Source organism: Streptomyces sp. cf386, assembly GCF_900103585.1.
Classification (GTDB): domain Bacteria; phylum Actinomycetota; class Actinomycetes; order Streptomycetales; family Streptomycetaceae; genus Streptomyces.
This window is the reverse complement of the sequence record NZ_FNHV01000016.1, coordinates 207,332-232,422: the sequence shown is the minus strand read 5'-3', so window position 1 is coordinate 232,422 and position 25,091 is coordinate 207,332. Positions and strand designations below refer to the sequence as shown.

General features: G+C 72.1%; 17 protein-coding genes and 1 pseudogene. 11 read left to right on the top strand and 7 right to left on the bottom strand.

What is annotated here, in order from left to right:
• The first annotated feature begins 116 nt into the window (after positions 1-116).
• Entirely contained in the window at positions 117-2,060 is a 1,944-nt protein-coding gene (locus BLU79_RS34805) for a glycosyltransferase family 2 protein (RefSeq protein ID WP_093909976.1), read from the top strand.
• 4 nt (positions 2,061-2,064) lie between these two features.
• Positions 2,065-2,676, top strand: a complete 612-nt coding sequence (gene rfbC, locus BLU79_RS34800; RefSeq protein ID WP_093909975.1) for a dTDP-4-dehydrorhamnose 3,5-epimerase — start codon at positions 2,065-2,067, stop codon at positions 2,674-2,676.
• Between the two features lie 98 nt (positions 2,677-2,774).
• Here rfbC and BLU79_RS34795 read toward each other — a convergent pair whose 3' ends face one another.
• The 5 genes from BLU79_RS34795 to BLU79_RS34775 form a co-directional block, all read right to left on the bottom strand.
• Positions 2,775-3,578 (bottom strand): class I SAM-dependent methyltransferase, encoded by an 804-nt coding sequence (locus BLU79_RS34795; protein WP_093909974.1) that lies wholly within the window; start codon positions 3,576-3,578, stop codon positions 2,775-2,777.
• Positions 3,565-4,446 carry a dTDP-4-dehydrorhamnose reductase gene (gene rfbD / locus BLU79_RS34790; protein WP_093909973.1) on the bottom strand — a complete coding sequence of 294 codons (882 nt, stop codon included), beginning with the start codon at positions 4,444-4,446 and terminating at the stop codon, positions 3,565-3,567. The genes BLU79_RS34795 and rfbD overlap by 14 nt, the downstream gene beginning before the upstream one ends.
• Complete coding sequence (rfbB, locus tag BLU79_RS34785) at positions 4,443-5,432, bottom strand: dTDP-glucose 4,6-dehydratase (RefSeq protein WP_093909972.1); 990 nt, start codon at positions 5,430-5,432, stop codon at positions 4,443-4,445. Before rfbB ends, rfbD begins: the two co-directional genes overlap by 4 nt.
• A complete protein-coding gene (locus tag BLU79_RS34780; protein ID WP_093909971.1) occupies positions 5,429-6,496 on the bottom strand; it encodes a glucose-1-phosphate thymidylyltransferase in 1,068 nt (355 codons plus the stop codon). Before BLU79_RS34780 ends, rfbB begins: the two co-directional genes overlap by 4 nt.
• A gap of 95 nt (positions 6,497-6,591) precedes the next feature.
• The gene (locus tag BLU79_RS34775; RefSeq protein WP_093909970.1) at positions 6,592-9,033 is read right to left on the bottom strand and encodes a SpoIIE family protein phosphatase; all 2,442 of its coding nucleotides are present in this window, start codon (positions 9,031-9,033) and stop codon (positions 6,592-6,594) included.
• 187 nt (positions 9,034-9,220) lie between these two features.
• On the opposite strand from BLU79_RS34775, the gene lanKC reads away from it, so the two are divergent.
• The 4 genes from lanKC to BLU79_RS50115 all read left to right on the top strand — a co-directional run bounded on the left by lanKC (position 9,221) and on the right by BLU79_RS50115 (position 16,203).
• Positions 9,221-11,827: a class III lanthionine synthetase LanKC gene (lanKC, locus tag BLU79_RS34770; protein ID WP_093909969.1), complete on the top strand. Its 2,607-nt coding sequence runs from the start codon at positions 9,221-9,223 to the stop codon at positions 11,825-11,827.
• 58 nt (positions 11,828-11,885) lie between these two features.
• A complete protein-coding gene (locus BLU79_RS34765) occupies positions 11,886-12,002 on the top strand; it encodes a SapB/AmfS family lanthipeptide (protein ID WP_093909968.1) in 117 nt (38 codons plus the stop codon).
• Between the two features lie 145 nt (positions 12,003-12,147).
• A complete protein-coding gene (locus BLU79_RS34760; RefSeq protein WP_093910004.1) occupies positions 12,148-13,839 on the top strand; it encodes an ABC transporter ATP-binding protein in 1,692 nt (563 codons plus the stop codon).
• A gap of 456 nt (positions 13,840-14,295) precedes the next feature.
• A complete protein-coding gene (locus BLU79_RS50115; protein WP_371131999.1) occupies positions 14,296-16,203 on the top strand; it encodes an ATP-binding cassette domain-containing protein in 1,908 nt (635 codons plus the stop codon).
• On the opposite strand, the pseudogene BLU79_RS34750 reads toward BLU79_RS50115, so the two are convergent.
• Positions 16,126-16,707, bottom strand: a pseudogene (locus tag BLU79_RS34750) (LuxR C-terminal-related transcriptional regulator); the annotation flags it as partial. The gene BLU79_RS50115 and the pseudogene BLU79_RS34750 sit on opposite strands and share 78 nt — an antisense overlap.
• A gap of 317 nt (positions 16,708-17,024) precedes the next feature.
• Here BLU79_RS34750 and BLU79_RS34745 point away from each other — a divergent pair.
• Positions 17,025-19,175 (top strand): SpoIIE family protein phosphatase, encoded by a 2,151-nt coding sequence (locus BLU79_RS34745; protein WP_093909966.1) that lies wholly within the window; start codon positions 17,025-17,027, stop codon positions 19,173-19,175.
• A gap of 133 nt (positions 19,176-19,308) precedes the next feature.
• On the opposite strand, the gene BLU79_RS34740 is transcribed toward BLU79_RS34745, so the two are convergent.
• A complete protein-coding gene (locus BLU79_RS34740; protein WP_093909965.1) occupies positions 19,309-20,631 on the bottom strand; it encodes a S1 family peptidase in 1,323 nt (440 codons plus the stop codon).
• Positions 20,632-20,819: 188 nt separating this feature from the next.
• Here BLU79_RS34740 and BLU79_RS34735 point away from each other — a divergent pair, with 188 nt between their 5' ends.
• The 4 genes from BLU79_RS34735 to BLU79_RS34720 all read left to right on the top strand — a co-directional run bounded on the left by BLU79_RS34735 (position 20,820) and on the right by BLU79_RS34720 (position 25,091).
• Positions 20,820-21,233 (top strand): PaaI family thioesterase, encoded by a 414-nt coding sequence (locus BLU79_RS34735; protein ID WP_093909964.1) that lies wholly within the window; start codon positions 20,820-20,822, stop codon positions 21,231-21,233.
• A 474-nt stretch (positions 21,234-21,707) separates the two neighbouring features.
• Positions 21,708-21,923 (top strand): type A2 lantipeptide, encoded by a 216-nt coding sequence (locus tag BLU79_RS34730; RefSeq protein ID WP_093909963.1) that lies wholly within the window; start codon positions 21,708-21,710, stop codon positions 21,921-21,923.
• Between the two features lie 142 nt (positions 21,924-22,065).
• Positions 22,066-22,872 carry an HlyD family efflux transporter periplasmic adaptor subunit gene (locus BLU79_RS34725; RefSeq protein WP_093909962.1) on the top strand — a complete coding sequence of 269 codons (807 nt, stop codon included), beginning with the start codon at positions 22,066-22,068 and terminating at the stop codon, positions 22,870-22,872.
• On the top strand, positions 22,869-25,091 hold the full coding sequence (locus BLU79_RS34720) for an NHLP family bacteriocin export ABC transporter peptidase/permease/ATPase subunit (RefSeq protein WP_093909961.1): 2,223 nt from the start codon (positions 22,869-22,871) through the stop codon (positions 25,089-25,091). The genes BLU79_RS34725 and BLU79_RS34720 overlap by 4 nt, the downstream gene beginning before the upstream one ends.

Below are 25,091 nucleotides of genomic sequence, written 5' to 3'. Positions count from 1 at the left end.
CGTGCGGGATCGCCTTGGTTGAGCGGTGGACAAAACCGGTTACACGGTTAGGATCTGGCCACGAGCACCGTAATCTGACGCAAACGCACAGCGACCCCTAGGGGGCTCGGAGCCGGATGCCGATCAAGGTCAGCGTCGTCGTCCCCGTGTACAACCCCGGGGCGTACATCGAGGACTGCATCGCCTCGCTGCTCGGACAGTCCCTGCCGCCCGACGAGTACGAAGTGATCTTCGTCGACGACGGCTCCACCGACGACACGCCCGCCCGGCTGGACGCGCTCGCCGCCGCGGAACCCCGGGTGACCGTCGTTCACCAGGAGAACTCCGGCTGGTCGGGCAAGCCCCGAAACGTCGGCATCGCGGCCGCCCGGGGCGAGTACGTGATGTTCGTCGACAACGACGACTACCTCGGCGACGAGGCTCTGGAGCGGATGTACGACTACGGCGTGGCCAACGCCGCCGACGTCGTGGTCGGCAAGATGGCCGGCAAGGGCCGCGCCGTGCCGGTGGAGCTGTTCCGCCGCAACCACCCGCGCGCCACCGTCGACAACGCGCCACTGATCGACAGTCTCACCCCGCACAAGATGTTCCGCCGTGCCTTCCTCGACGACATCGGCCTGCGCTTCCCCGAGGGCAGACGGCGCCTGGAGGACCACGTCTTCGTCACGGAGGCGTACCTGCGCGCGAGCAACGTCTCCGTGCTCGGCGACTACGTCTGCTACTACCACGTACGTCGCGACGACTCCTCCAACGCCGGCTTCCAGCGCTTCGACCCGGGCGGCTACTTCAAGAACCTGCGCGAGGCCCTGGACGTCGTCGAGCGGTACACCGAGCCGGGCCCCGCACGCGACCTGCTGTTCCGGCGCTGGCTGCGGGTGGAGATGGTCGAGCGGATGCGCGGGCGGCGCTTCCTCACGATGCCGGCGGACTGGCGCCGGGGGCTGTTCGAGGAGATCCACCAGGTCGTCGTGGAGCGCTTCGGGACCGGTGTGGCGGCCGGGCTGCAGCCGACGCAGCAGGTCGTGGCCGCGCTGATCGCGGCGGACCGGTACGACGACGTCGAGGCCTTCGCCGAGTGGGAGGCCGGCATCTCCCTGCGGGCCGTGCCCGAGCGCGTGGCGTGGGAGAACGGCACGCTGCGGGTCGGTTTCACTGCCGAGCACACGGTCGCCGGTGAGCCGATGACCTTCGCCGCCGACACGGCCCGTACGCCGCTCGACGGCCCGCCCGCGGACCTCGCCGCGGCCATCGCCTGGGTGGGCGCCGACACCGTCGCCCGGTTCGGCGGCTCCACCGCGGACCTGCTGCTGCGCGAGCGCGTCGGCGCCGCCCAGTACTTCCAGCCGGTGGAGTTCACCCGGGAGGACGTGCCGGCCGGGGACGGCTGCGTCCGCCTGGTGCTGCGCGCGACCGCCACCGTGGATCCCGCGACCCTCACCCACGACGGCCTGTGGGACGCCTTCGTCCGCGTCAAGCTGGGCGGCTGGACGAAGGAGTGCCGCCTCGGCCCCGCCTCGCGCAAGGACCGACCGGCCCCGTACGCCGCTGTGGCCGGCGGCCATGTGGTCCTGCCGTACTGGACCTCACCGCACCGGAACCTCGCCCTGGACGTCGACCGCGCGACCCACCGCGTCGGCCTCGACGCCCTCGCACCGCACGACGTCACGATCTCGGGCACCCGACTGCGCGCACCGCTCCCCCTGCACGCCCCCGACGACGGCACCGGGCTGTCCCTCCGGCTCACGTCGCCCACCACGATCCACGACGTGCCCGCCACCCTGACCCCGCACGGATCCTGCGCCCTGCTGGAGGCCACGCTGCCCCTGGGCGAGCTGCGCGGGGCGACCTGGCGAGCGGCACTCGGCGCGCCCGGACCGCGCTTCCTCACCCTGCCGTTCGCGCTGCGCGCCGGGGCAGGCCGCGTACGAGTCGTACGCACACCCCGCCCCAGCGCCCTACGACGGCTCTCCCGCAGGGCACGGCGCAGGCTCGGCACGCTCCTGGGCCGGACGGCGGCCCGGCTGCGCGCCAGGGTCCAGGCCGGGGCCCGGAGGAGGTGACGGCATGCGGTCTCTCGGCATCGAAGGCGCCTGGGCGCTGGAACCCAAGGTCTTCCCGGACGACCGGGGCAGCTTCCACGAGTGGTACCGAGGCGAGGAGGTCCGCGAGGCCACCGGCTACGACCTGTCCCTGGCCCAGGCCAACTGCTCGGTCTCCCGCTGGGGCGTACTCCGCGGCGTGCACTTCTCCGACGTGCCGCCCGGCCAGGCCAAGTACCTGACCTGTCTGCGCGGCGCCGTCCTCGACGTGGTGGTCGACCTCCGCGTCGGCTCCCCCACCTTCGCCCGCTGGGAGGCCCTGCGCCTGGACGACGACAACCACCACGCCGTGTTCCTGGCGGAAGGCCTCGGCCACGCCTTCATGGCCCTCACCGACAACGCCACGGTGACCTACCTGTGCTCGACGGGCTACGCCCCGGAGCGCGAGCACGGGGTGCATCCGCTGGATCCTGAGCTGGGCATCGCGTGGCCGGAGGACATCCCGCCGATCCTGTCCCCAAAGGACGCGCAGGCGCCGACACTGACGGCGGCGCGACAGGCAGGACTGCTCCCGTCGTACGAGACCTGCACCGCCCACTACGACGAGCTGCGAACGGCACATCTGGACCAAGGCTGACACCAACGCCCCAAAGGGGCGCGGGGAACTGCGCGACCAGCCACAAGGCACCCGCAGACGCACGCCAACACATCGCGGCACTATCCGAAGCGCACCGTTCACCCGCCGGAGGCAACCCGCGAAACCGCCGCGCGCAACGCCTCCCACCCTCGCGAGCGCCCGATGCCAAGGGCGCGAGCCCGAGCCAACGGCCGCCAGAAGCCCCCGCCGAGCAGAGCCGCAGGCGCGACCGCCCCCGCCCGCTCGATGATCGCCTCGGGCACCTTCTGCGGATCGGGCACGTCATACGCGGCAACGATCTCCTCGTACCGATCCCGCAGCACCGTGTTCCGACGATCCGCACCGAACACGACCAGCTGCCCGGTCGGCTGCGTATCCACCGGAACAGCCACCAGATCAGGCCGGTACCGAGCCAGGATCTCAGCGATCTTGTACACGTCACCGGTCCACGCCCCGGTATGCCGGTCCCGCGCCGCCTCGTCGACGTTGCGGGGCAACATGTCGTCGAAGACGATCACACTCGTCCAGTCCGAGTACCGCTCGATGTTCATGAAGTCCCGCAGCGCGTACTCGAACAGGTGCATGCCGTCGATGAACGACAGATCGAGGACGGTACGCCGCCAGTACCCGAGCGGACGGCGCCCGCGGCGCAGATTACGGAGCGGATGCCGACCGCCCTTGAGATGGACGAACGGGTTGTCGCGGGCGAAGAAGTCGTCGCTGGTGGCCTTCACGAGATGCACGTCGCAGCGGATCTCCGTGACCACCTTGAAGGCGGGGTCGACGGCGATGGTCGGGACACGGGACAGCCGAAGGCTGCGGCCGTCGTTGACGCCGATCTCCAGGTAGTTGCGGTTGCCGCTCACCTTGTGCAGTTCCCGCAGGAACTCATGGCGTTTCACGAAGGGTCTCCTTGCGGATCCGGGGCAGTGCTTCGTGCAGGGCGGCGCGCCAGTCACGCGCCGGACCGAGGCCGAGCTCCAGTCGGCGACCGTGCGCGAGGACGCTGTACGCGGGTCGGGGCGCCGGCCGGGGGAAGGCCTCGCCGGTGACGGGGCGCACCCGGTCGGGGTCGGCGCCCAGGAGCCGGAACACCTCGCGGGCGAGGTCGTACCAGGTGGCCTCGCCGGAACTGGTGGCGTGGAGGACTCCTGTCGCGGCACGGCCGATGCGCGGGCCGAGGTCGGCGACGAGCGCGGCGACATCCGCGCTCCATGTGGGCTGGCCACGCTGGTCGTTCACGACGTCCACGGTGTCGCGGCGGGCCTCCAGCTCGATCATCGTGCGGACGAAACTGCGCCCGTGGACGCCGTAGAGCCAGGCGGTGCGCACCACGGTGCTCGCGGCCGGGAGTTCGTCCAGCACACCCCGCTCACCCGCGAGTTTGGTGCGGCCGTAGGCGGTGCGGGGGGCGGGGGGATCGTCCTCGGCGTAGGGGGTTCGGGCGTCCCCGGCGAAGACGTAGTCGGTGGAGACGTGGATCAGTCGGGCGTCGTACGCCCCGCAGGCCCTGGCGAGCAGGCGCGGGCCGTCGCCGTTGACGCGCTGGGCCCGCTCCTCGTCCTTCTCGGCGTCGTCGACGGCCGTGTACGCGGCGCAGTTGACGACCACGTCGGGGCGGTGCGCGGCGAGGGTGTGGTCGACGGCCTCGGGGCTGGTGATGTCCACAGAGGCATGGTCGAGGCCGGTCACCTGCTCGCCGCGGGCGAGGAGTTCCTCGACCGTGTCGCGGCCGAGCATGCCGCCCGCGCCGGTGACCAGCCACCTCATCCGTGCTCCTCACCCGCACGGCGTTTGAGGGGTTCCCACCAGGCGCGGTGGTCGCGGTACCAGGCGACGGTGGCGGCGAGGCCGGACGCGAAGTCGTGGCGGGGGCGGTAGCCGAGTTCGGTGCGGGCCTTGGTCCAGTCGACGGAGTAGCGCAGGTCGTGGCCCTTGCGGTCCGCGACATGCCGCACCCGGTCCCAGTCGGCTCCGCAGGCGTCCAGCAGCAGGGTGGTGAGGTCCTTGTTGCTCAGCTCCGTGCCGCCGCCGATGTTGTAGATCTCGCCGGGGCGGCCCTGGGTGCGGACGAGTTCGACGCCGTGGCAGTGGTCGTCGACGTGCAGCCAGTCGCGGACGTTGAGGCCCTCGCCGTAGAGCGGGACCTGCTCGCCGTCGAGGAGGTTGGTGATGAACAGCGGGACGACCTTCTCGGGGAACTGGTGCGGGCCGTAGTTGTTGGAGCAGCGGGTGACGCGGACGTCGAGGCCGTGTGTGCGGTGGTAGGCGAGGGCGAGCAGGTCGGAGGAGGCCTTGGAGGCGGAGTACGGCGAGCTGGGCCGCAGAGGGGCCTCCTCGGTGGCCGAACCCGTCGCGACGGAGCCGTAGACCTCGTCCGTAGAGATGTGCACGAAGGGTTCGACCCGGTAGCGCAGGGCCGCGTCCAGCAGGGTCTGGGTGCCGAGCACGTTGGTGACGACGAAGTCGCCGGCGCCGGTGATCGAACGGTCCACATGGGACTCGGCGGCGAAGTGCACGACCTGGTCGGCCTCGGCCATCAGCTTGTCGACGAGTTCGGCGTCCTGGATGTCTCCGCGCACGAACTCCAGCCTGGGATGGGCGAGTTCGAGGTTGTCCAGAGTGCCGGCGTAGGTGAGCTTGTCCAGCACCGTGATCCGGGGCGCCTCGGGCGCGTCGGGTGCGTCGCGGGCCAGCAGCGTGCGGACGTACGTCGAGCCGATGAATCCGGCGGCGCCGGTGACGAGGAGGTTCATGTGTGTATCTGCACCTTGCTGTGGTCTCCGAGGACGAGTCGGTGGGCGCTGGGCACACTGGGCGCCGGGGTGACCTCGACGTGCCGCCCGATGAGCGAGGACTCGATCCGGCCCACCCCGTCGATGGAGGCGTCCCGTAGCACGATGGAGAACTCCAACTCGCTGTCGGTGATACGGCAGTTCTCCGCGATGGAGGTGAAGGGGCCTACGTAGGAGTCCTCGACGACGGTGCCGGCGCCCACGACGGCGGGGCCCACGATGCGCGAGTTGACGATGCGCGCCCCCTCCTCGACGACCACCCGGCCGACGGTCTCCGAGGCGTCGTCGACGTCGCCGTCGATGCGGCGCGCCAGGCCCTCCAGGACGGTCCGGTTGACCTCCAGCATGTCGGCGACGTTCCCGGTGTCCTTCCAGTAGCCCTTGATGACCGTGCAGCGCACGTCGGCGCGGGAGTCGATCAGGTGCTGGATGGCGTGGGTGATCTCCAACTCGCCGCGCCAGGACGGCTCGATGGCGCGGACGGCGTCGTGGATCAGCGGGGTGAACAGATAGACGCCGACGAGGGCGAGGTCGCTCTTGGGATGCTCCGGTTTCTCCTCCAGGCCGATGACCTGGCCGAGGTCGTCGAGTTCGGCGACGCCGAAGGAGCGCGGGTCCTGGACACGGGTCAGCAGGATCTGGGCGTCGGGGCGGTTGCCGCGGAACTCGTCGACGAGGTCGCTGATTCCGCCGACGATGAAGTTGTCGCCGAGGTACATCACGAAGTCGTCGTCACCCAGGTAGTCGCGGGCGATGAGGACGGCGTGGGCCAGTCCCAGCGGGCGTTCCTGTGGGATGTAGGTGATGTCCAGACCGAATCCGGTGCCGTCGCCGACGGCGTCCTGGATCTCCGCGGCGGTGTCGCCGACGATCACGCCGACGTCGGTGATGCCCGCTTCGGCGATGGATTCCAGCCCGTAGAAGAGCACGGCCTTGTTGGCCACCGGCACGAGCTGTTTGGCCGAAGTGTGCGTGATCGGCCGCAGGCGTGTACCGGCGCCGCCGGACAGCACGAGAGCCTTCATCTGCTTCACCTTAGCCCGGATCCGGCCGATTTGATGGGGTCGGGATTGGCTTGTTCGTAACTGCCGCACCGCCCGGCGTTCACCGGGAACCGGTCTCACTCAGTCAGCGCGAGCTCGCTCCACACCTGTTTCCCGCCACTGACGGGCACCGTTCCCCAGGTGGCCGACACGGCCTCGACCAGGAGGATGCCGCGTCCGCCGGTGGCCTCCCAGCTGATGCTGGTGGGCTTGACCGGGGTACGGGGCGAGGCGTCGGCGACGGCGACGCGCAGCCGGTGGTTGACGAGGGTGAGGTAGAGGCGGACCTGTCCGTCGGTGTGCACGAGGGCGTTGGTGACGAGTTCGCTGACGACGAGCAGCGCGGCGTCCATGTCCTGCGACGGCACGCCCCAGGCGCGCAGGGTGCGCCGGGTGAAGCGGCGGGCGTGGCCGACGGCCTCCGGGACGCGCCAGACCGTCCAGGTCTCGCGCAGCGGGCGCACGGCCATGCCGTCGTAGCGCATGAGGAGCAGGGCGATGTCGTCGCTGCGGCGGGCGCCCACGAGGAGGGCGTCGGCGACGAGGCCGAGGTGGGCGGGGTCGGAGCGGCCGAGTTCCCGGGCGAGCCGGTCCATGCCGTCGTCGATGTCGGCGTCGGCCGACTCGACGAGCCCGTCGGTGGTGAGGGCGACCACGGTGCCGGGCCGCAGCCCCAGCGGGCTCATCGGGAAGCCGGCCTGCCGCACCACGCCGAGCGGTGGGCCGCCCTCGGCCTCGACGATCTCCGTGCTGCCGTCCGGGTGACGGAGCACCGGCGGGAGGTGTCCGGCGCGCACGCACCAGGCGGAGCCCTCCTCCAGGTCGACGTCGACGTAGCAGCAGGTGGCGAAGAGGTCGGTCTCCATGTCCATGAGGAGACGGTTGGCGTGGTGGACGACCACGTCCGGCGGGTGCCCCTCGGCGGCGTAGGCGCGCAGGGCTGTGCGCATCTGACCCATGAGGGTGGCGGCGGCCGCGCTGTGGCCCTGGACGTCACCGATGACGAGGGCCACGTGGTTGTCGGGGAGCGGGATCACGTCGTACCAGTCGCCGCCGACCTCCAGGCCGGCCGTGGTCGGCAGATAACGGGCGACGGCCTCCGCGCCGGGCAGCCGGGGCAGGCGGCGCGGCAGCAGCTGGCGCTGGAGCATGCCGACGAGTTCGTGCTCGGCGTCGAAGGCGTGGGCGCGCAGCAGGGCCTGGCCGGCGAGGCCTGCGGAGGCGGTGAGCAGGGCGCGTTCGTCGGGGCCGAAGTCGTGCGGGGCGTCCCAGCCGATCAGGCAGGCGCCGGCCATCCGGCCCCCGGCGGGCAGGGGCAGGACGGCCAGGCCGCCGGGGCCGACGTCGGCGAGGGCGGGCTCCAGCGGGCTGCCGGCCGGCCAGATCTGGGCGCGGCCCTCGCGTAGGGCGGCGGCGAGGGTGGGCATGGCGCGGACGGGGGCGTCGGGCCATTCGGTACGCCACTCCAGGCGCCACAGCTCGGGCCAGGACTCGGGTTCTGGCGGGTCGAGGACGGTGACGACGAGCCGGTCGTTCTCCAGTACGGCGAGCGCGATGCGGTCGGCGTGCAGCGGCCCCCGCAGGGCGGTGACCACGGCGTGGCCGACGTCCCGGACGGTACCGGCGATGGCGAGGGCGGCGGCCAGACGCTGGACGCGGGCCACATCGGTGACCTCGGCGCGCAGGGTGGAGGCGTCGGCGACGGTGCCGAGGAGGCGGGCCGGGACGCCCTCGCCGCCGGGCAGGAGGCGGCCACGCAGCCGGAGCCATCTGGGCGGGCCGGTGGGCTGCAGGATCCGGAACTCCAGCTCGCGGTCGCCGATGGACATGTGGCCGGCCTCGACGACGGACATCAGCGACGGCAGGTCCTCGGGGACGGTCAGGCCCAGCAGGGTCTCGACCTTGCCGTCGAACGTGTCCGGGGAGAGGCCGAACAACGTGAGGATGTCCTCGCCCACGTCGACCCGGCCGGTGTCCATGGCGAGGCTGAAGGCGTTGCCCGGCAGCTCGCCGCCCTCGGCAGCCGCGGGCAGCGCCGGGAAGGCGACGGCCTCGGCGACCAGCTCCAGGCACTCCCGGTCCTCGGTGTCGAAGCCGCCCGGGTTCTCGCTCACGGCCAGCAGACAGCCGCCGTCGCCGCGCGCGGGGAGGGCGGCCAGGAAGAAGTCCCGCGCGGGCGCACGTCGCGATTCGGCGAGCTGCTCCGGAGCGAGCCACCGGGGACGGCCGGTGCGGTGGACGTCGGCGACCGGGGAGCGTCCGGCGAGGGCGTAACTGTCGCGCAGGCCGTACAGGGTCCGGGGCACGCCTGCGGACTCGACCAGGCACAGCAGTTCGCCGTCCTCGCTCGGTGTGTACACGGCGGCGAAGGAGGCTCTGCCGAAGACGAGCGCCTGTTCCAGGACCCGGCGCAGCCGCTCGGGCGAGTCGGGCTCGGCAGAAAGCGCCTTCAGGGCACCCTCGGCACGCGGACGCCTCGTCCTGCCTCCCGCAGCGCCCTCACTGACCACGTCCGCCATTACAGCGCTTGTGGGCCACCTGCGCAGCCCTTGTGACCATTCGATGGTGCGTTGACGTGGGACACGCTCGAAACCCTCCGAACAGTTCTTGACGCATGCGTTCCGCACGGCGATCTCGTGACAGGCATGACTGTCGGTGCCCGCCGGCCCGCTGGAAGTCTCGGCGTGGGGCCACGGAGGGGGAGGCATGGACAAGCGGTACGAGGTGTACGCGCTCGCCGACCGGTACTTCTACGAGACGCCGGAACGCATGTCCGCAGGGGCACGGGACACCGGGCACCTGTACGAGACGGCGCGGCGCGAGGTGGCGGAGGGCTGGGAGGCGGGACGGATCGGCGACTGGCTCGCGCTCACGCCGCTCGACGCGCAGGGGGCGCCGGTGCCCGGCCCGGCGCAGGGCTGGAAGATCCATGCCTCGGCCACCCGGACGAACGCGGAGCACATCGCCGCGCTCGTGTGGGACTACTGCGTGCCCCGCCGCATCCCGTTCAAGTTCGTGCCGGGCCCGCAGCTGCTGCACCTGCGCAACACCAAGTACGCCGCCCGCGACTCCAGCGGCAAGTTCGTCACGATCTACCCGGCCGACGAGGATCAGCTGCACCTCGTGCTGCGCGAGCTCGGCCAGCTCCTGGAGGGCTTCGAGGGGCCGTACATCCTCACCGATTTGCGCTGGTACGACGGCCCGCTCTACGTCCGCTACGGCGCTTTCGCGCGCACCTTCGTCGTCGACGAGCGTGGCTCGCTGGTGCCGGCGGTGCTGGACGGAGACGGGAAGAGGGTGCCGGACCGGCGGGCACCGTCCTTCCAGGTACCTGAGTGGGTGACGCTGCCGGCGTTCCTGGAGCCACATCTGGCGGCACGCAACACAACGACGGTGGGCGACCTGCCGTACCGCATCGAGAAGGCGCTGCACTTCTCCAACGGCGGCGGGGTGTACGTGGGCACCGACACCCGGGACGGGCGCCGGGTCGTCCTCAAGGAGGGGCGGCCGCACGCGGGGCTGGCTGCCGACGGGGCGGACGCGGTCGCCCGCCTGGAGCGGGAGAAGGCGGCGCTGGAGCAGGTGGCGGGGACGGGGGTGGTGCCGGAGGTGCGGGACTGGTTCACGCTCGGCGACCATCGGTTCCTCGTCATGGACTTCCTTCAGGGGCGCCCGCTCAACTCGTTCTTCGCGCAGCGGCATCCGCTGCTGACCCCGGATCCCGACCCGAAGGCGGTGGCCGAGTACACGGCATGGGCGGTGCGCATCCACGGGGCCGTGCAGCGGGCGGTGGAGGCGGTGCACGCGCGCGGGATCGCCTTCAACGACCTGCACGTCTTCAACATCATGGTCGGCCTCGACGAGGAGTCGGTGTCCCTGCTCGACTTCGAGGCGGCGGCACCGATCGCCGAGCAGGGCCGCCAGGTGGTCGCCCATCCCGGATTCTTCGCCCCGCCGGACCGCACCGGCGCCGACGTGGACCGCTACGCGCTGGCGTGTCTGCGGCTGGCCCTGTTCCTGCCGGTCACCACGCTGTTCGTGGTCGACCGGGGCAAGGCGGCCCACCTCGCCGAGGTGATTGCCCATCAGTTCCCGGACGTGCCGCGGGAGTTCCTGGACGAGGCTGTCGCGGAGATCACGCGGGGCAGCACCGCGCCCGCGCCCTCCCCTGTCGAACCGGGCGACTGGCCGTACAGCCGCGACTCCATGGTCAAGGCACTCCTCGCCTCGGCGACCCCGGAGCGCGACGACCGGCTCTTCCCCGGCGACATCACCCAGTTCTCCGACGGCGGCGGCCTCGGGCTGGCGCACGGTGCGGCCGGCGTGCTGTACGCGCTGCACGCGGTCGGTGCCGAGCGCTACGAGGAGGGCGAACGCTGGCTCCTGGCCCGCACCGCACCGCCGCCGACGGGCACGCCGCTCGGGCTGTACGACGGTCTCGCGGGCGTCGCCCACGTCCTGGACCGGCTCGGTCACCGACAGCGCGCCCTGGACCTGATCGAGGGAATCCTCGCGGAGCGGTGGCAGAACCTCTCCTCCGACCTGCACGGCGGACTGGCCGGACTCGGCCTGGTCCTGGGCGAGTTGGCGCACACGACCGGCGAGACGGAGCTGCGGGACCGTGCCGCCGAGGTCGCCGACATCCTCGTACGACGACTGGCGCAGCCGCTGGCGGACACTCCCCGGCGTCGCCGGGCCGGGCTGCTGCGGGGTGCGAGCGGATCCGCGCTGTTCTTACTGCGGCAGTACGAACGGACCGGCGATCCAGGGTTGTTGGCTGCTGCCGGGGTGGCGCTTCGCCGGGACCTGGAGTGCTGTGTGACGCACCCGAGCGGCTCGCTGGAGGTCGACGAGGGCTGGCGGACGCTGCCCTACCTCGGTGACGGGAGTGCGGGCATCGGGATGGTCCTGGACGACTACCTCGCCCAAGTCGGAGAACCCGAGGGCGAGTTCGAGCGGTCGCGCGCCGGGATCCTGACCGCCGCGACCAGCATCTTCTACGTTCAGCCCGGTCTCTTCCAGGGGCGGGCCGGGATGATCCTGCACCTCGCCCGCACCGCCACGCCCGGAGCGACCGGCGAACGGCTCGCCGAGCAGATCGCCGGGCTCGGCTGGTTCGCCATGGACTACCAGGGCCAACTGGCCTTCCCCGGCCACCAGATGATGCGGCTGTCGATGGACCTGGGCACCGGAACGGCAGGGTGCCTGCTCGCACTCGGCGCGGCCCACGCGTCCCCCGGCGATCCGGCGCCCGCGCACCTGCCGTTCTTGCCGCCGCTCGGGCGGCCCTCACAGCACGGTTCCGCGATCTGACGGAGCCGTGACCCAACCCCGTCCCCACGGGTGGACGACACCGAAGGAAGGAAACGAGATGGCACTGCTCGACCTGCAGGCGATGGAGTCCGAGGAGCGCACCGAAGGCGGCGGCCCCAGCACGCTCAGCCTGCTGTCCTGCGTCAGCGCGGCGAGCCTGACGCTCTGTCTCTGACGAACACAGTGCGTCCAAGGCTCCGGGCGGTCCACTCCCGCGAGGGAGGGGCCGCCCGGGGTCCCGCACAGACCCAGGGGGCAGCAGCCGCATGACGGAAGCCAGCCGCATGACGGAGGCCGGCCAGGCAGCGAAGGCCGGTCGTATGACGGAAGCCATCAGGACGCTCCCCGGACCGCTCGGCCCGACGCCCGTCCGCACGCTGGCCCTGTGCCTGGTGAGCACGGCCGCGACCGGCGCCGGTCTGCTGCTGCCCGCCGCGCTGGGACACACCCTGGACTTGCTGCTGACCCGGGCCCCGGCGACCCACTGGGTGCTGTACTGCGCAGGGGTCCTCCTTCTGCTCACCCTGCTCGACACGTGCGAGACCGTACTGCGCGGCACGGTCGACGCCCGCACCTCCGCCTTCCTGCGCCTCCGCCTGACCGAGCATGTCCTGGCCGTCGGCCCACGCGCCGCCGCTCGCTTCGGCGCCGGTGACCTCGTCGCCCGCCTCGTCGGTATCGCCGCCCAGGCCGGTACGGCACCGACCGCCCGCGCGGCTCTGCTCGCCGCGCTCGCCGGACCGGTCGGCGGGATCGTGGCCCTCGCCCTGATCGACCCGTGGCTCGCGGCCGTGCTGCTGGCCGGGGCACCGGTGCTGGCGCTGCTGCTGAGGGCCTTCGCCCGCGACACCAGGGACTGCGTCGCGCGCTACCAAGAGGCGCAGGGGCGGATCGCTCAGGCGCTCTCGGAGGCCGTTCGCGGGCACCGCACCATCGAGGCGTCGGGGACGGCCGACCGGGAGACAGCGCGGGTCCTGCGTCCGCTGCCCGAACTGTCCGACGCCGGGCACCGCATGTGGCGGGTGCAGGGCAGAGCGGCGGGCCAGTCCGTGGCCGTGGCCCCGCTGCTCCAACTCGGCGTCGTCGCCGTGGCCGGCGTGCTGCTCGCCCGGCACCGGCTGACGGTGGGCGACATGCTCGCGGCCTCCCGGTACGCGGTCCTCGCCACCGGCGTCGGCGTGCTGGTCGGACAACTCGCCGGGCTGGCCCGGGCTCGCATGGCAACGGAACGCCTGGACGAGGTCCTGACAGAGCCGGCCACCCGCTACGGCAAGCAAGACCTCCCACCCGGTCCGGGCCGGCTGGAACTGCGCGGGGTGACCGCCCGACGCGGTACCCGTGCCGTGCTCGACGGCGTCGACCTCATGGTGCCGGGCGGGACCACGCTGGCTGTCGTGGGGCGATCGGGCGCGGGCAAGTCGCTGCTCGCCGCGGTCGCCGGACGGCTGGCCGAGCCGGACGAGGGAGAGGTGCTGCTCGACGGGATGCCGGTGCGCGAACTCACCCACGAGGCATTGCGCCGGGCCGTCGGCTACGCCTTCGAGCGCCCCGCCCTCCTGGGCGGCACCGTCGAGGAGGAGATCGGCCTCACCCTGGCGTCCCCCTCCCCCACCCGCATCCGAGAGGCGGCCCGCACGGCCCACGCGGACGACTTCGTGCGCCGCCTCCCCCAGGGCTACGCCACCCCCATCGCCGACACCCCGCACTCCGGCGGCGAGTCCCAACGCCTGGGCCTCGCCCGGGCATTCGCCCACCCCGGCCGACTGCTCATCCTCGACGACGCCCTCTCCAGCCTCGACACGGTCACCGAGGCCCGCATCACGGCAGCCCTCGTCCACACCGACGACCAGATCACCACCCGCCTCCTGATCGCCCACCGCGCCACCACGGCGTCCCGCGCGGACGCGGTTGCCTGGCTGGACGCGGGGCGGGTGCGGGCGGTGGGGCGACACGGGGAGCTGTGGGAGATCCCAGAGTATCGGGCGGTGTTCGCGGACGGGGCGGGGCCGTGACCGAGAGGGGGTGGCGGCGCGGGCTGGGATTCGTGGCGGGCCGGTGGGGGGTGTGGTGCGGGCGGGTGAGGTGCGGGCGGATGCGCGTGGTCGGGCGGCACGAGGAACTGCCGGGGTACCGGGCGGCCTTCACGGACGGGACCCTGTCATGACCGAGGGCGGTCGACGACGCGCACTGCGCCTCCTCACCGAGGGGCTACAGACCCTCATACGGGCGGGTGAGGGGCGGGCGGATGCGGGCCGTCGGGCGGCACGAGGAACTGCCGGGGCACCAGGCAGCCGTCACGGACGGAACCCGACCATGCCCAAGAGCGGCCGGCGACGCGGACTGCGCCTCCTGACCGACCAGCGACAGACCCTCACACGGGCGGGCGAGCGGCGGGCGGATGCGGGCCGTTGCGCAGCCCGAGGAAATCTGTCGGCGCACCGGGCGGCCTTCACGGACGGGACGCAGCCATGACCGTGAGCGACCGACGACGCGGACTGCGCTTCCTGGCCGATCGGTGGCGGGTGGTGATGCGGCTGGGTGTCTGGTCGATTCTGGAGACCGGGCAGACCTTTCTCACCGGGTTCGCGCTCGCCCGGGCCCTGGACGAGGGATTCCTCACCGGGCGGCCCGGGAACGGGCTCGCCTGGCTCGGGGTGGCCGGCCTGGCTGTGCTCGTCGGGGCGTACGGCACTGTGCGCGTGTACGGCGCGGTCGCCGGGCTGGCCGAGCCGCTCCGGGACCGGCTGGTGGCGCGGGTCGTCTCGCGCGGGGTGCGGGAGGCGGACGCCGGGGCGCTGTCCGGGCTGACCCAGCAGGTCGAGATCGCTCGGGACACCTTCGCCGGGCTGGTGATGGTGTCCCGTTCGTTCGTGTTCACCGCGGTGGGTGCCGTCGTCGGCCTGGTGTCGCTCGACCCGCTGCTCCTGCTGGTCGTCGGGCCTCCGCTCGCCGCGGGTCTGGGCCTCTTCGCGGCAACGCTGCGACCGCTCGCCCGCCGCCAGGAGGCGTTCCTCGCCGCCGACGAGGCGCTGGCCGACCAGCTCGGCGCCGTCTGCCCAGGATTACGGGACATCACGGCGGCCGGCGCGGAGGAACGGGTCGCCGCCACCACGGAGTGTCGCGTCGATGCCGAGCGGCGGGCCGCCTGTTCCCTCGCCCGCTGGGGTGTCCTGCGCGTGATCTCGCTCGCGCTGGGTGGCCATCTGCCGATGGTGCTCCTCCTGGCCTGTGCGCCCTGGCTCCTCGACCACGGCGTCACCACCGGCGCACTGGTGGGCGCCCTCGCCTACGTCACTCAGTCCCTGCTCCCGGCCCTGCACAACCTGGTCCACGGGATGGGCACGAGCGGGGCTCGGCTGGTGGTGGTGCTGCGGCGGGTGACCCGCGAGGCCGAATCGGGGGTGGGGGCTGGAGCCGGGGCGAGGGCAGGTGCGGACGCGCGGGCGGCGGCCGAGACAGAAGTGCGCGCCTGCCCCGGTCGCCCACCCCAACCACCGCCCGACCACCCCGCCCTCTCCCTCAGCTCCATCACCTTCGCCTACGGCCCCTCCGCGACCCCCGTCATCGACGGCCTGGACCTCGCCCTCCCGCCCGGCGCCCACCTGGCCGTCGTGGGCCCGAGCGGCATCGGGAAGTCGACGCTCACCGCGCTGATCGCCGGGCTGCTGGAACCGGGTCGGGGCACCGTCCGGCTCTGCGGGCACCCGGTGCCGGGGCCGGAGGCCGCCGCGCTGCGGGTGCTGATCCCCCAGGAGGCGTATGTGTTCACCGGCACGCTCGCCGAGAACCTCGGGCTTCTGCGGGCGGACCCCGTGCCCGAGGCTGAGGTGCTCGCCGCAGCGGATGCCGTGGGGCTCCTGCCGTTGCTCGACGCGCTCGGTGGACCGGCCGCGACGGTCGATCCGGCGGCACTCTCGGACGGTGAGCGGCAGCTCGTCGCCCTGACCCGGGCCTATCTGTCGCGTGCCCCGCTCGCCCTGCTCGACGAGGCGACCTGCCACCTGGACGCACGGGCCGAGCAACGCGCGGAGCGGGCCTTCGCGGACCGGCCGGGCGGCACCCTGGTGGTCGTCGCGCACCGCATCAGCTCGGCCCGTCGCGCCGACCGGGTGCTGGTCCTGGACGGCCGCCGCACGGCGTACGGCACCCACGACGAACTCCTGCGCCGCTCGCCGTCGTACCGCGATCTCGTGGACGGCTGGACGCCCCCACCGTCACAGCCAGCCCTCGCCCTGCGAGATCCGGATCGCGTCGATGCGGTTGCGGGCACCGGTCTTGCGGGTGATGGCGGCCATGTAGTTGCGCACGGTCCCGTGGGACAGGTGCAGACTCCCCGCGATCTCCGCCACCGAGGCCCCCTCGGCGGCGAGGGATAACACGCTCAGCTCCCGCCGGGTCAGCGGCATCTCGGCGGCCTTGAGGAAACCGAAGCCCAGCGAGTCGTCGACGAAACGTTTTCCCTCGGCGACGCGCCGGATCCCGTGCACGAGGTTCTCGGGCGAGCCCTCCTTGTCCACGTAGCCGAGCGCCCCGGCCTCGGCGGCCCGCTTCAGCAGGCCCGGCCTGTTCGCGCTCGCCAGCACGAGGAGCCGTGACGGTGTCCGGCCCGACTCCCGTGCGGTGAGGTCGCCCAGCGGCGGGATGCCGTACGCGTCCGAGCAGTCGAGGTCGACCGCGCAGACGTCCGGACGCACCGATCGCAGACGGCCTGCCGCGCTGTGCCACGAGACGTCGAACACCCCGAGGTCCCGTTCCCGGCGCAACCACTCCGCCAGGACCGACCTGACCAGACACGCGTCGTGCACCAGAAGCACGCGGATCACTGCCCGTCCTCTCCGCTCCCCGTTCACCGGTTCCGTGGTGAGAAGCGCGTGCCCCATTGTTCGCGTCCGGCACCGTCACCGGACGCGAAGATCCAGCCATCAGGGTGCGCGGGGGCGCACGCGCGGCGCCCACACACCGCCCCGCGCTTCAACTGCGGGGGCATGGGCCGGGGGCGAGGGGGTACACGGCGGATCTCGTCGGCGCGCGGGCAGCCGTGCGCCGAGGCACGAGCCGGGCCGGTGCGACCCGGCCCTCGCCCACGGCCCGCCCGCGCTCGCCGTGCGCGAAGGCCCGCAAGGGGGGAGATTTGAGCCCTGGGGCCCGGCTCGCGCGAGCGGTCCGGGTCGCCTCCGGGGCGCGCCCGTGCGAGGAGGTGGTCGGCGTGTCCGACGGGCAGACGTCCGCCCAGGCACAAGCGGCCGCGCGCACGCGGGTCGGCAGGCCGCTGCTGTCGCTCGCGCTGGCCTCGATGATGGACGAGGTGCACGCGCACTCCGGTGCCGTGTATCTGCTGGCCGCCGACGAGCCCGTGCTGGAGATGGCGGTGATGGCGGGGCTGCCCCGGGCGTTCGCGGCTCCGTGGGAACGGGTCGGGCTGAGCGCGCCGATCCCGGTCGCCGAGGCGGTGCGGGAGCGGCGGCTGGTCTGGGTCGGGGGCGAGGAGGACATGGCGGCGCGGTATCCCCGTATCGCCGTCGTCCTGCCGTATCCGTTCGCGCTGGCCGCGCTGCCCGTGGCCACCGACTCCACCGCCTACGGCGCGATCTTCGTGACCTGGCCGGGTGCGCATCCCCCGGAGCTGTCGGACCGGGAGGAGGAACACCTGACGGCCGCCTGCCGACGGCTCGCGGTGCGGCTGGAGCGGGCCATGGAGGACAGCCGCCCACCGCTGCCCGAGCCCGATCTGGTCGCCGGGCCGGCGTTCAGCGGGCCGGCGGGCACGCTCGGCACGGTGGAGGCGGCACGGATGGTGTCGCGGTTGCCGTACGGGCTGTGCTCGCTCGATCTGCACGGCCGGATCAGCTTCGCCAACCCGGCGGCGGCCGAGCTGATCGGCCTCCCGGTCAGCAAACTGCTCGGCAACCAGCTGTGGGCGACGGTGCCCTGGCTGAACGACCCTGTGTACGAGGACCGGTACCGGGCCTCGCTGATGAGCCAGCACACCACGTCGTTCGTGGCGCTGCGCCCGCCCGGGGACTGGCTGTCGTTCCGCATCTATCCGAGCACGACCGGCCTGAGCGTGCGCATCAGCCGGGCCCGCGCGGTGGCCGAGATGAGCCGCAGCGGGCCCGAGCCGGGCGACGCGCCAGCCCGGCTGGTGACGATCTCCCAGGTGCTGAGTCTGGCCGGTGCGCTCACCGAGGCGGCGAGCGTGCAGGACGTGGTGCAGCTGGTCGCGGACGAGATCGTCCCTGCCGTCGGCAGCCAGGCCCTCGTCGTCCTGGGGTCGCGGGCGGGCCGGCTGCACGTACTGGGTCACCGCGGCTACCCGGATCCGCACACCGTGGAGCGGTTCGACGGGCTGCCGCTGACCGAGCCGACTCCGGGTGCGCACGCTCTGAGCACCGGGGTGCCCGCGTTCTTCGACACCCGGGAGGAGCTGGAGCGGCTGTATCCGGCGCGGCAGGCGACCCCCGACGGCTTCGCGGCCTGGGCGTATCTGCCGCTGATCGCCTCCGGCCGCCCGGTCGGCACCTGCATGTTCGCCTACGCCGAGCCGCATCCTTTCCCCGCGGACGAGCGCGCGGTCCTGACCAGCCTGGGCGGGCTGATCGCGCAGGCGCTGGAGCGGGCCCAGCTCTACGACGCCAAGCACCAGTTGGCGCACGGCCTGCAGGCCGCTCTGCTCCCCCACTCGCTGCCGCAGCTGCCCGGCATCGAAGCGGCCGCGCGCTATCTGCCCGCCACACAGGGCATGGAGATCGGCGGCGACTTCTACGACCTGGTGCCGACGGAGCAGGGCCTGACGGCGGCGGTGATCGGGGACGTGCAGGGGCACAACGTCACCGCGGCCGGCCTGATGGGCCAGATCCGCACCGCCGTACGGGCGTACACGACCGTCGGTCAGCCGCCCGAGGAGGTCATGCGCAGCACCAACCGGCTGCTGCTCGACCTCGGTTCCGACCTGTTCGCCAGCTGTCTGTACCTGCGCCTCGATCCGGCGCACGGGCGGGCGGTGATGGCCCGTGCCGGGCATCCGCCGCCGCTGCTGAGACGGCCGGACGGACGGGTGCGGGTGCTCGATCTCGCCGGTGGCCCGCTGCTGGGCATCGACGGCTCGCCCGCCTATCCGACGACGGAAGTCGACCTCGCGCCCGGCAGTGTGCTCGTCCTCTACACCGACGGGCTGATCGAGTCGCCCGGCGTCGACATCGAGGACGCCCTCGCCGATCTGGGCCAGGTGCTCGCCGAGGCCGGGGAGCGACCGCTCGACGAGCTGGCCGATCTACTCGTCCAGCACAGCACGGCGGTACGGGACCGGGTGGACGACGTGGCGCTGCTGTTGTTGCGGGCGCTGGGCTGAGGGCCCCGGACGCGGGCAGCGGGCAGCGGGCAGCAGGACTACGTCCCCGTAAGCGAAGCGGTCCGACCCTCCCGCCGGAGGGCCGGACCACGTTCGTGCACATCACTCGGATCTGTGCGTCGGTGTCCCTGTGTCAGTTCCCGACGCCGTTGCCGACGATCTCACCGAGGCCGTTGCCCGTGCCGTCGGCGTTGCCGTTTCCGACCTCGTCCTCAGCACCGGCTTCCTCGCCGCCGACCTCTTCACCGGCTCCGGCTTCCTCACCGGCGCCCGCTTCCTCACCGGCGCCCGCCTCCTCGCCGGCTCCGGCCTCGTCACCCGCGCCCGCGCCGCCCGCGGCGTCGCCGCCGAGGGTCGCGCCGACCGCCTCCAGGGCGGTGGTCACCGGCTGGAAGAAGGTCTCGCCGCCGACCGTGCAGTCACCGCTGCCGCCGGAGGTGAGGCCGACCGCCAGGCCGTCCTGGGTGAACAGGGAGCCGCCGCTGTCGCCGGGCTCGGCGCAGACGTTGGTCTGGATGAGCCCGGTGACCGTGCCCTCCGGGTAGTTCACGGTGGCGTCGAGGCCGGTGACCTGACCGTCGCTCAGCCCGGTGGTGCTGCCCATCCGGAAGACCTGGAGACCGACCTCGGCGTCCGCGGCCTGGCTGATCGCGAGGGTCTGGTCGCCGAGGTTGACCTCGCTGGGTGCCTCGGTCGCCGGGTCGTCGTACTTGACGAGGGCGAAGTCGCCGGCGCCGGGGAAGGTGGCCTGGTCGACGGTGGCGATCGGCTGGCCGCCCTCGGCGTCCGACCACTGCTCGGCCGCGACCCCGCAGTGACCGGCGGTCAGGAAGGCGGGGGTGCCGTCGCCGGCGGTGACGTTGAAGCCCGCGGAGCAGCGTGCGCCGCCGGCGAAGATGGCGTCGCCGCCGGAGAGGAACGTCTTGAAGGTGCCGGCCGACTTCTTGATGGTCGCCATGCCCGAGCCGAGGCCGTTGACGGTCGACTCCAGCGTGTCCCAGTTGTCGCCGGTGACGGTGCTGTCGGCGGTGACGAGGATCTTGTTCGTTCTGGGGTCGACCGCCCAGGCCGTGCCCGGGATGGTCGCCTCGGACTTCAGCGTCTGCGCGCCGGACGCGAGCTCGTCCAGGCTGTTCTCGACCTCGCGGACCTTCGCGCCGGCCTGCTTCGCCTGGACGATCACGTTGTTGTCGTCGCCCGGGATGACGTTGACGACGAGCTGCTGGCTGCCGGAGTCGTAGTACGAACCGGCAAAGGCGTCGCCGAGCAGACCCGCGAGCTGCGAGGCGAGATCCGACGCGTCCGCCGCCTTCAGGGTCTTGGGGGCGGCGGCTTCGTCCGACGCACCGTCCTGGGACGCGTTGGCGTTCGGCAGCAGAATCGCGGCCGCTCCGAGCGCCACCACGCTGCCCGCGGCTATCGCGGCCTTGCGCTTCGGAATTCGCTTGTGACTCAAACTTCTCGACCTCCTGGGGGACGGGGTCTGTGCCGCCGTCTCTGCGGCGACTGTTCGGGGCGCCTGGTTGGCAGTTGGTACGCACGGTTCGGGTGGGGCGTTCAATTCCGTTTGCGGGCAACCGACTCGGGCCACCTATTCGGCCAAGGAACGCGTCCAGGGGTCCGGCGGCGGGAACAATCCCCCATATGACGATGACCACCGCCGAAGCCGACAAGATCCTCTCCGCCAACTTCGCCCCCTGGGTGCTCCGCCTGGGCCTGTCCGTCGAGGCGGTGGAAGATCATCGCGCGGTCCTGCGAATGCCCTGGTCGGAGGGGCTGGCACGGGAGGGCGGCGCACTCTCGGGGCAGGCGCTGATGGCTGCCGCCGACACCGCGACCGTGATCGCCGTATCGGTGGCGCGCGGGGCGTACGGGCCGATGACGACGGTGCAGCAGTCGACGTCCTTTCAGCGCGCGGTGATCGGTTCGGATGTCCTGATCGAAGCGGTCGTCACCAAACTGGGCCGGCGTATGGCGTTCGCCGACATTGCGATGACCGACGAGGGGTCGGGGGAAATCGCGGCCCGGGCGAGCACCGTGTACGCACTTCTGGGCTGACACGATCCGCTACCGATCGGTAACGGTCGGTCGTGCACAGCGAGGACAATCCAGGCTCCAGCGAATCTGCACATTCAATACTCAACGAAGTCACCGTGCGCCGGGGTTCTGCACAAGGGGCTACCGACGGTCACCCTCTTGGGACGGGAGTGTCGGATTCGCCGCCGCTCCGACGGAGTTCCCCATGACGGGCGCAACAGCTCGCCGGAGCCGATGCTGTGACGCTTGTGAAGAAGTCACCCACGAGACGTGCACAAGTCTGCACGGATGGATGCTCCAGGGACTCAAGTGCCCTGGTGAGACGGATGTTTGATTGGAAGCCCGCACCTCGGGCGTGCTTTGATCCATCGCACCGCAGGGGCCGCCAACGGCTTCCGGAAACGGACGCCGGGTACCCGCGGTCGCGGCCGTCATCTGTCCCCAGAGGGGGCCGCTCCCCCTTGTGAAATACCCATTAGGAAGGGAAGTTCCATCATGAACTCCACCCCCCAGGTTGCGACCGTCGAGATCTCCGACGCCGAGCTCGACAACGTCTCCGGCGGTCTGCAGATCAACGCCGTGAACGGTGCCCTCGACGCTGTCAACGGCATCGCCCCGGTCTCCGGCCTGGTCGACACGGTCGTCGGCACCGTGGAGGGTGTCACCGGCCTGAACACCGCCCCGGTCACGAACCTGGTCGCCGGTCTCTGATCGCGCCTTCGTAACCACTGAGTCCCGGAGCCGTTCCAGGCTCCGGGACTCTCGGGTGCCAGAAAACAAATCCGGCACCACTCGCAAAACGACCGGCCCCCGCGCGCCGGTCTCCGCTCATCTTCAGGTGAGGGAAAGTCCCGTGCAGTTCCGCCAACAGGCCCTCGCCAAGCTTCAGTCACCGGAGGAGCTCGACCTTCCGGTGCGCTTCGCCCGCCCCCAAGGGTGGCTCGTCCTCTCCGTGACCGTGGTCGTGATGGCCGCCGCGTCCGTGTGGGCGGTGACCGGCTCGGTCACCTCCACCGTCAGCGCGCCCGCCATCCTCACGCACGGCCAGGGCAGCTACCTCCTGCAGAGCCCGGTCGCCGGGCAGGTCACGGCCGTCCTCGCCGAGCAGGGCGAGCGGCTCCCGGCCAACTCCCCCGTCCTGAAGGTCCGCACCGCCCAGGGCGAGACGACCGTCCGCACCGTGGCCGCGGGCCGGGTCACCGCGCTCGCCGCCACCATCGGGCAGATCATCTCCACCGGCGCGAACGTCGCCGCCGTCGAGAAGGTCGCCCACGCCAAGGACGCGCTGTACGCCACGGTGTACGTCCCCGCCGAGAACGCTGCCTCCATCCCCGACAAGGCGGCCGTGGATCTCACCATCTCCTCCGTGCCCACCCAGGAGTACGGCGTCCTGCGCGGCCATGTGAAGTCGGTGGACCGCTCCGCTCAGTCGGCGCAGCAGATCGCCGCGTTCCTCGGCGACAACCAGCTGGGCGAGCAGTTCACCAAGGACGGCAGGCCGGTCGCCGTACTGGTGAAGCTGGACAAGGAGTCGAGCACGAAGAGCGGCTACAAGTGGTCGTCCGCGGACGGGCCGCCGTTCGATCTCACCTCCATGACCCTGGCCTCGGGCTCGATCCGGCTGACCGACCAGCGTCCCGTCGATTGGCTGCTGCCGTGAGCGCCGCGCAGGAGACGCGGAGCAGGCGGCGCGCCGCCCCGCCGAAGCGCCCGGTCCCCAAGGGGAAGGCGAAGACGGTCCGTACCCCCACCGTCCTCCAGATGGAGGCCGTGGAGTGCGGCGCCGCCTCGCTCGCCATGGTGCTCGGTCACTACGGCCGCCATGTCCCGCTGGAGGAGCTGCGCATCGCGTGCGGTGTCTCCCGCGACGGCTCACGCGCCAGCAACCTGCTGAAGGCGGCCCGCAGCTACGGCCTGACCGCCAAGGGCATGCAGATGGACACGGCCGCCCTCGCCGAGGTGAAGACGCCGGCCGTCCTGTTCTGGGAGTTCAACCACTACGTCGTCTACGACGGCATGGGCCGCCGCTTCGGCCGCCGGGGCGTGTACATCAACGACCCCGCCAAGGGCCGGCGCTTCGTGCCCATGGAGGACTTCGACGGCAGCTTCACCGGTGTCGTCCTGGTCATGGAGCCCGGCGAGGGCTTCAGCAAGGGCGGCCGCAAACCGGGCGTACTGGGCGCGATGCCGGCCCGGCTGCGCGGCACCGCGGGCACGATGCCGGCCGCGGTCCTGGCGAGCCTGCTCCTGGTGCTGGTGGGCGCGGCGGTGCCCGCGCTGAGCCGCACCTATATCGACATGTTCCTCATCGGGGGCCAGACGTCCCTGCTCGGCGTCCTGTTCGCGTCGATGGGCACCTGCGTCCTGCTCACGGTCGTGCTGACCTGGCTGCAACAGGCGAACCTGTTGCGCGGCCGCGTCATCTCCTCCACGCTCTCCAGCGCCCGATTCCTGCGCCATCTGCTGCGGCTGCCGGTGACGTTCTTCTCCCAGCGCAGCCCGGCCGACCTGGTGCAGCGCCTCCAGTCGAACGACGCGGTGGCCGAGACCCTGGCCCGCGACCTCGCGGCGGCGGGCGTGGACGCGGTGGTCGTCGTCCTCTACGCGATCCTCCTCTACACCTACGACCCCCAGCTCACCTTCGTCGGCATCGGCGTCGCCCTGCTGAACATCGTCGCCATGCGCGTCGTCATCCGCCTGCGCGCGACCCGTACGGCGAAGCTGCGCGCGGACAACGCCCGGCTCACCAACACCGCCTACACCGGCCTCCAGCTGATCGAGACGATGAAGGCCACCGGCGGCGAGGACGGCTACTTCCGCAAGTGGGCCGGCCAGCACGCCACCACGCTGGAGGAGCAGCAGCGCCTCGGCGTGCCGAGCGCCTGGCTGGGCGTGGTCGCCCCCACGCTCGCCACGCTCAACAGCGCGCTCATCCTCTGGATCGGCGGGATGCGGGCGGTCGAGGGCCATATATCCGTCGGCCTGCTGGTCGCCTTCCAGGCCCTGGTCACCCGCTTCACCGCGCCGATCACCCGCCTCAACGGCGTCGCGGGCCGCATCCAGGACTTCGCCGCCGACGTGGCCCGTCTGAAGGACGTGGAGAACTTCGAGGCGGACCCGCTCTACGGCCGCCCCGGCACCGGTGAGTCGACGCGCCGGCTGCACGGCCATGTCGAGCTCCAGAACATCACTTTCGGCTACAGCCCGCTCGACAAGCCCCTGCTCACCGGCTTCGACCTGACGGTCGGCCCGGGCCAGCAGGTCGCCCTGGTCGGCGGCTCGGGCAGCGGCAAGTCGACGGTCTCCCGCCTGATCTCGGGCCTGTACGCCCCCTGGGAGGGCGTCATCCGCATCGACGACCAGCGCATCGAGGACATTCCGCGCGGCGCGCTCGCCTCGTCCGTCTCCTTCGTCGACCAGGAGGTGTTCCTCTTCGAGGGCACGGTCCGCGACAACGTGGCGCTGTGGGACCCGTCGATCCCGGACGACGCGGTGGTGGACGCGCTGCGCGACGCCGCGCTGTACGACGTGGTCATGCGTCGGCCGGGCGGTATCAACAGCAGGGTCGAGCAGGACGGCCGCAACTTCTCCGGCGGACAGCGCCAGCGTCTGGAGATCGCCCGGGCGCTGGTCCGCCGCCCCAGCATCCTCGTCCTCGACGAGGTGACGAGCGCGCTGGACGCCGAGACCGAGCAGGTCGTGATGGACAACCTGCGCAAGCGCGGCTGTGCCTGTGTGGTGATCGCGCACCGGCTCAGCACCGTGCGGGACAGCGACGAGATCGTCGTACTCCAGCACGGCACGATCGTGGAACGCGGGCGGCACGAGGAGCTGGTGGCGCGCGGCGGTGCGTACGCGGCACTGGTCAAGGAGCGATGA

Excerpts from the sequence above, each read along its gene's own strand:
- BLU79_RS34805 (WP_093909976.1), top strand. The coding sequence starts at position 117 with ATGCCGATCAAGGTCAGCGTCGTCGTCCCCGTGTACAACCCCGGGGCG.
- rfbC (WP_093909975.1), top strand. The coding sequence starts at position 2,065 with ATGCGGTCTCTCGGCATCGAAGGCGCCTGGGCGCTGGAACCCAAGGTC.
- rfbD (WP_093909973.1), bottom strand. The coding sequence starts at position 4,446 with ATGAGGTGGCTGGTCACCGGCGCGGGCGGCATGCTCGGCCGCGACACG.
- rfbB (WP_093909972.1), bottom strand. The coding sequence starts at position 5,432 with ATGAACCTCCTCGTCACCGGCGCCGCCGGATTCATCGGCTCGACGTAC.
- BLU79_RS34780 (WP_093909971.1), bottom strand. The coding sequence starts at position 6,496 with ATGAAGGCTCTCGTGCTGTCCGGCGGCGCCGGTACACGCCTGCGGCCG.
- BLU79_RS34775 (WP_093909970.1), bottom strand. The coding sequence starts at position 9,033 with ATGGCGGACGTGGTCAGTGAGGGCGCTGCGGGAGGCAGGACGAGGCGT.
- lanKC (WP_093909969.1), top strand. The coding sequence starts at position 9,221 with ATGGACAAGCGGTACGAGGTGTACGCGCTCGCCGACCGGTACTTCTAC.
- BLU79_RS34765 (WP_093909968.1), top strand. The coding sequence starts at position 11,886 with ATGGCACTGCTCGACCTGCAGGCGATGGAGTCCGAGGAGCGCACCGAA.
- BLU79_RS34760 (WP_093910004.1), top strand. The coding sequence starts at position 12,148 with ATGACGGAAGCCATCAGGACGCTCCCCGGACCGCTCGGCCCGACGCCC.
- BLU79_RS50115 (WP_371131999.1), top strand. The coding sequence starts at position 14,296 with ATGACCGTGAGCGACCGACGACGCGGACTGCGCTTCCTGGCCGATCGG.
- BLU79_RS34735 (WP_093909964.1), top strand. The coding sequence starts at position 20,820 with ATGACGATGACCACCGCCGAAGCCGACAAGATCCTCTCCGCCAACTTC.
- BLU79_RS34730 (WP_093909963.1), top strand. The coding sequence starts at position 21,708 with ATGAACTCCACCCCCCAGGTTGCGACCGTCGAGATCTCCGACGCCGAG.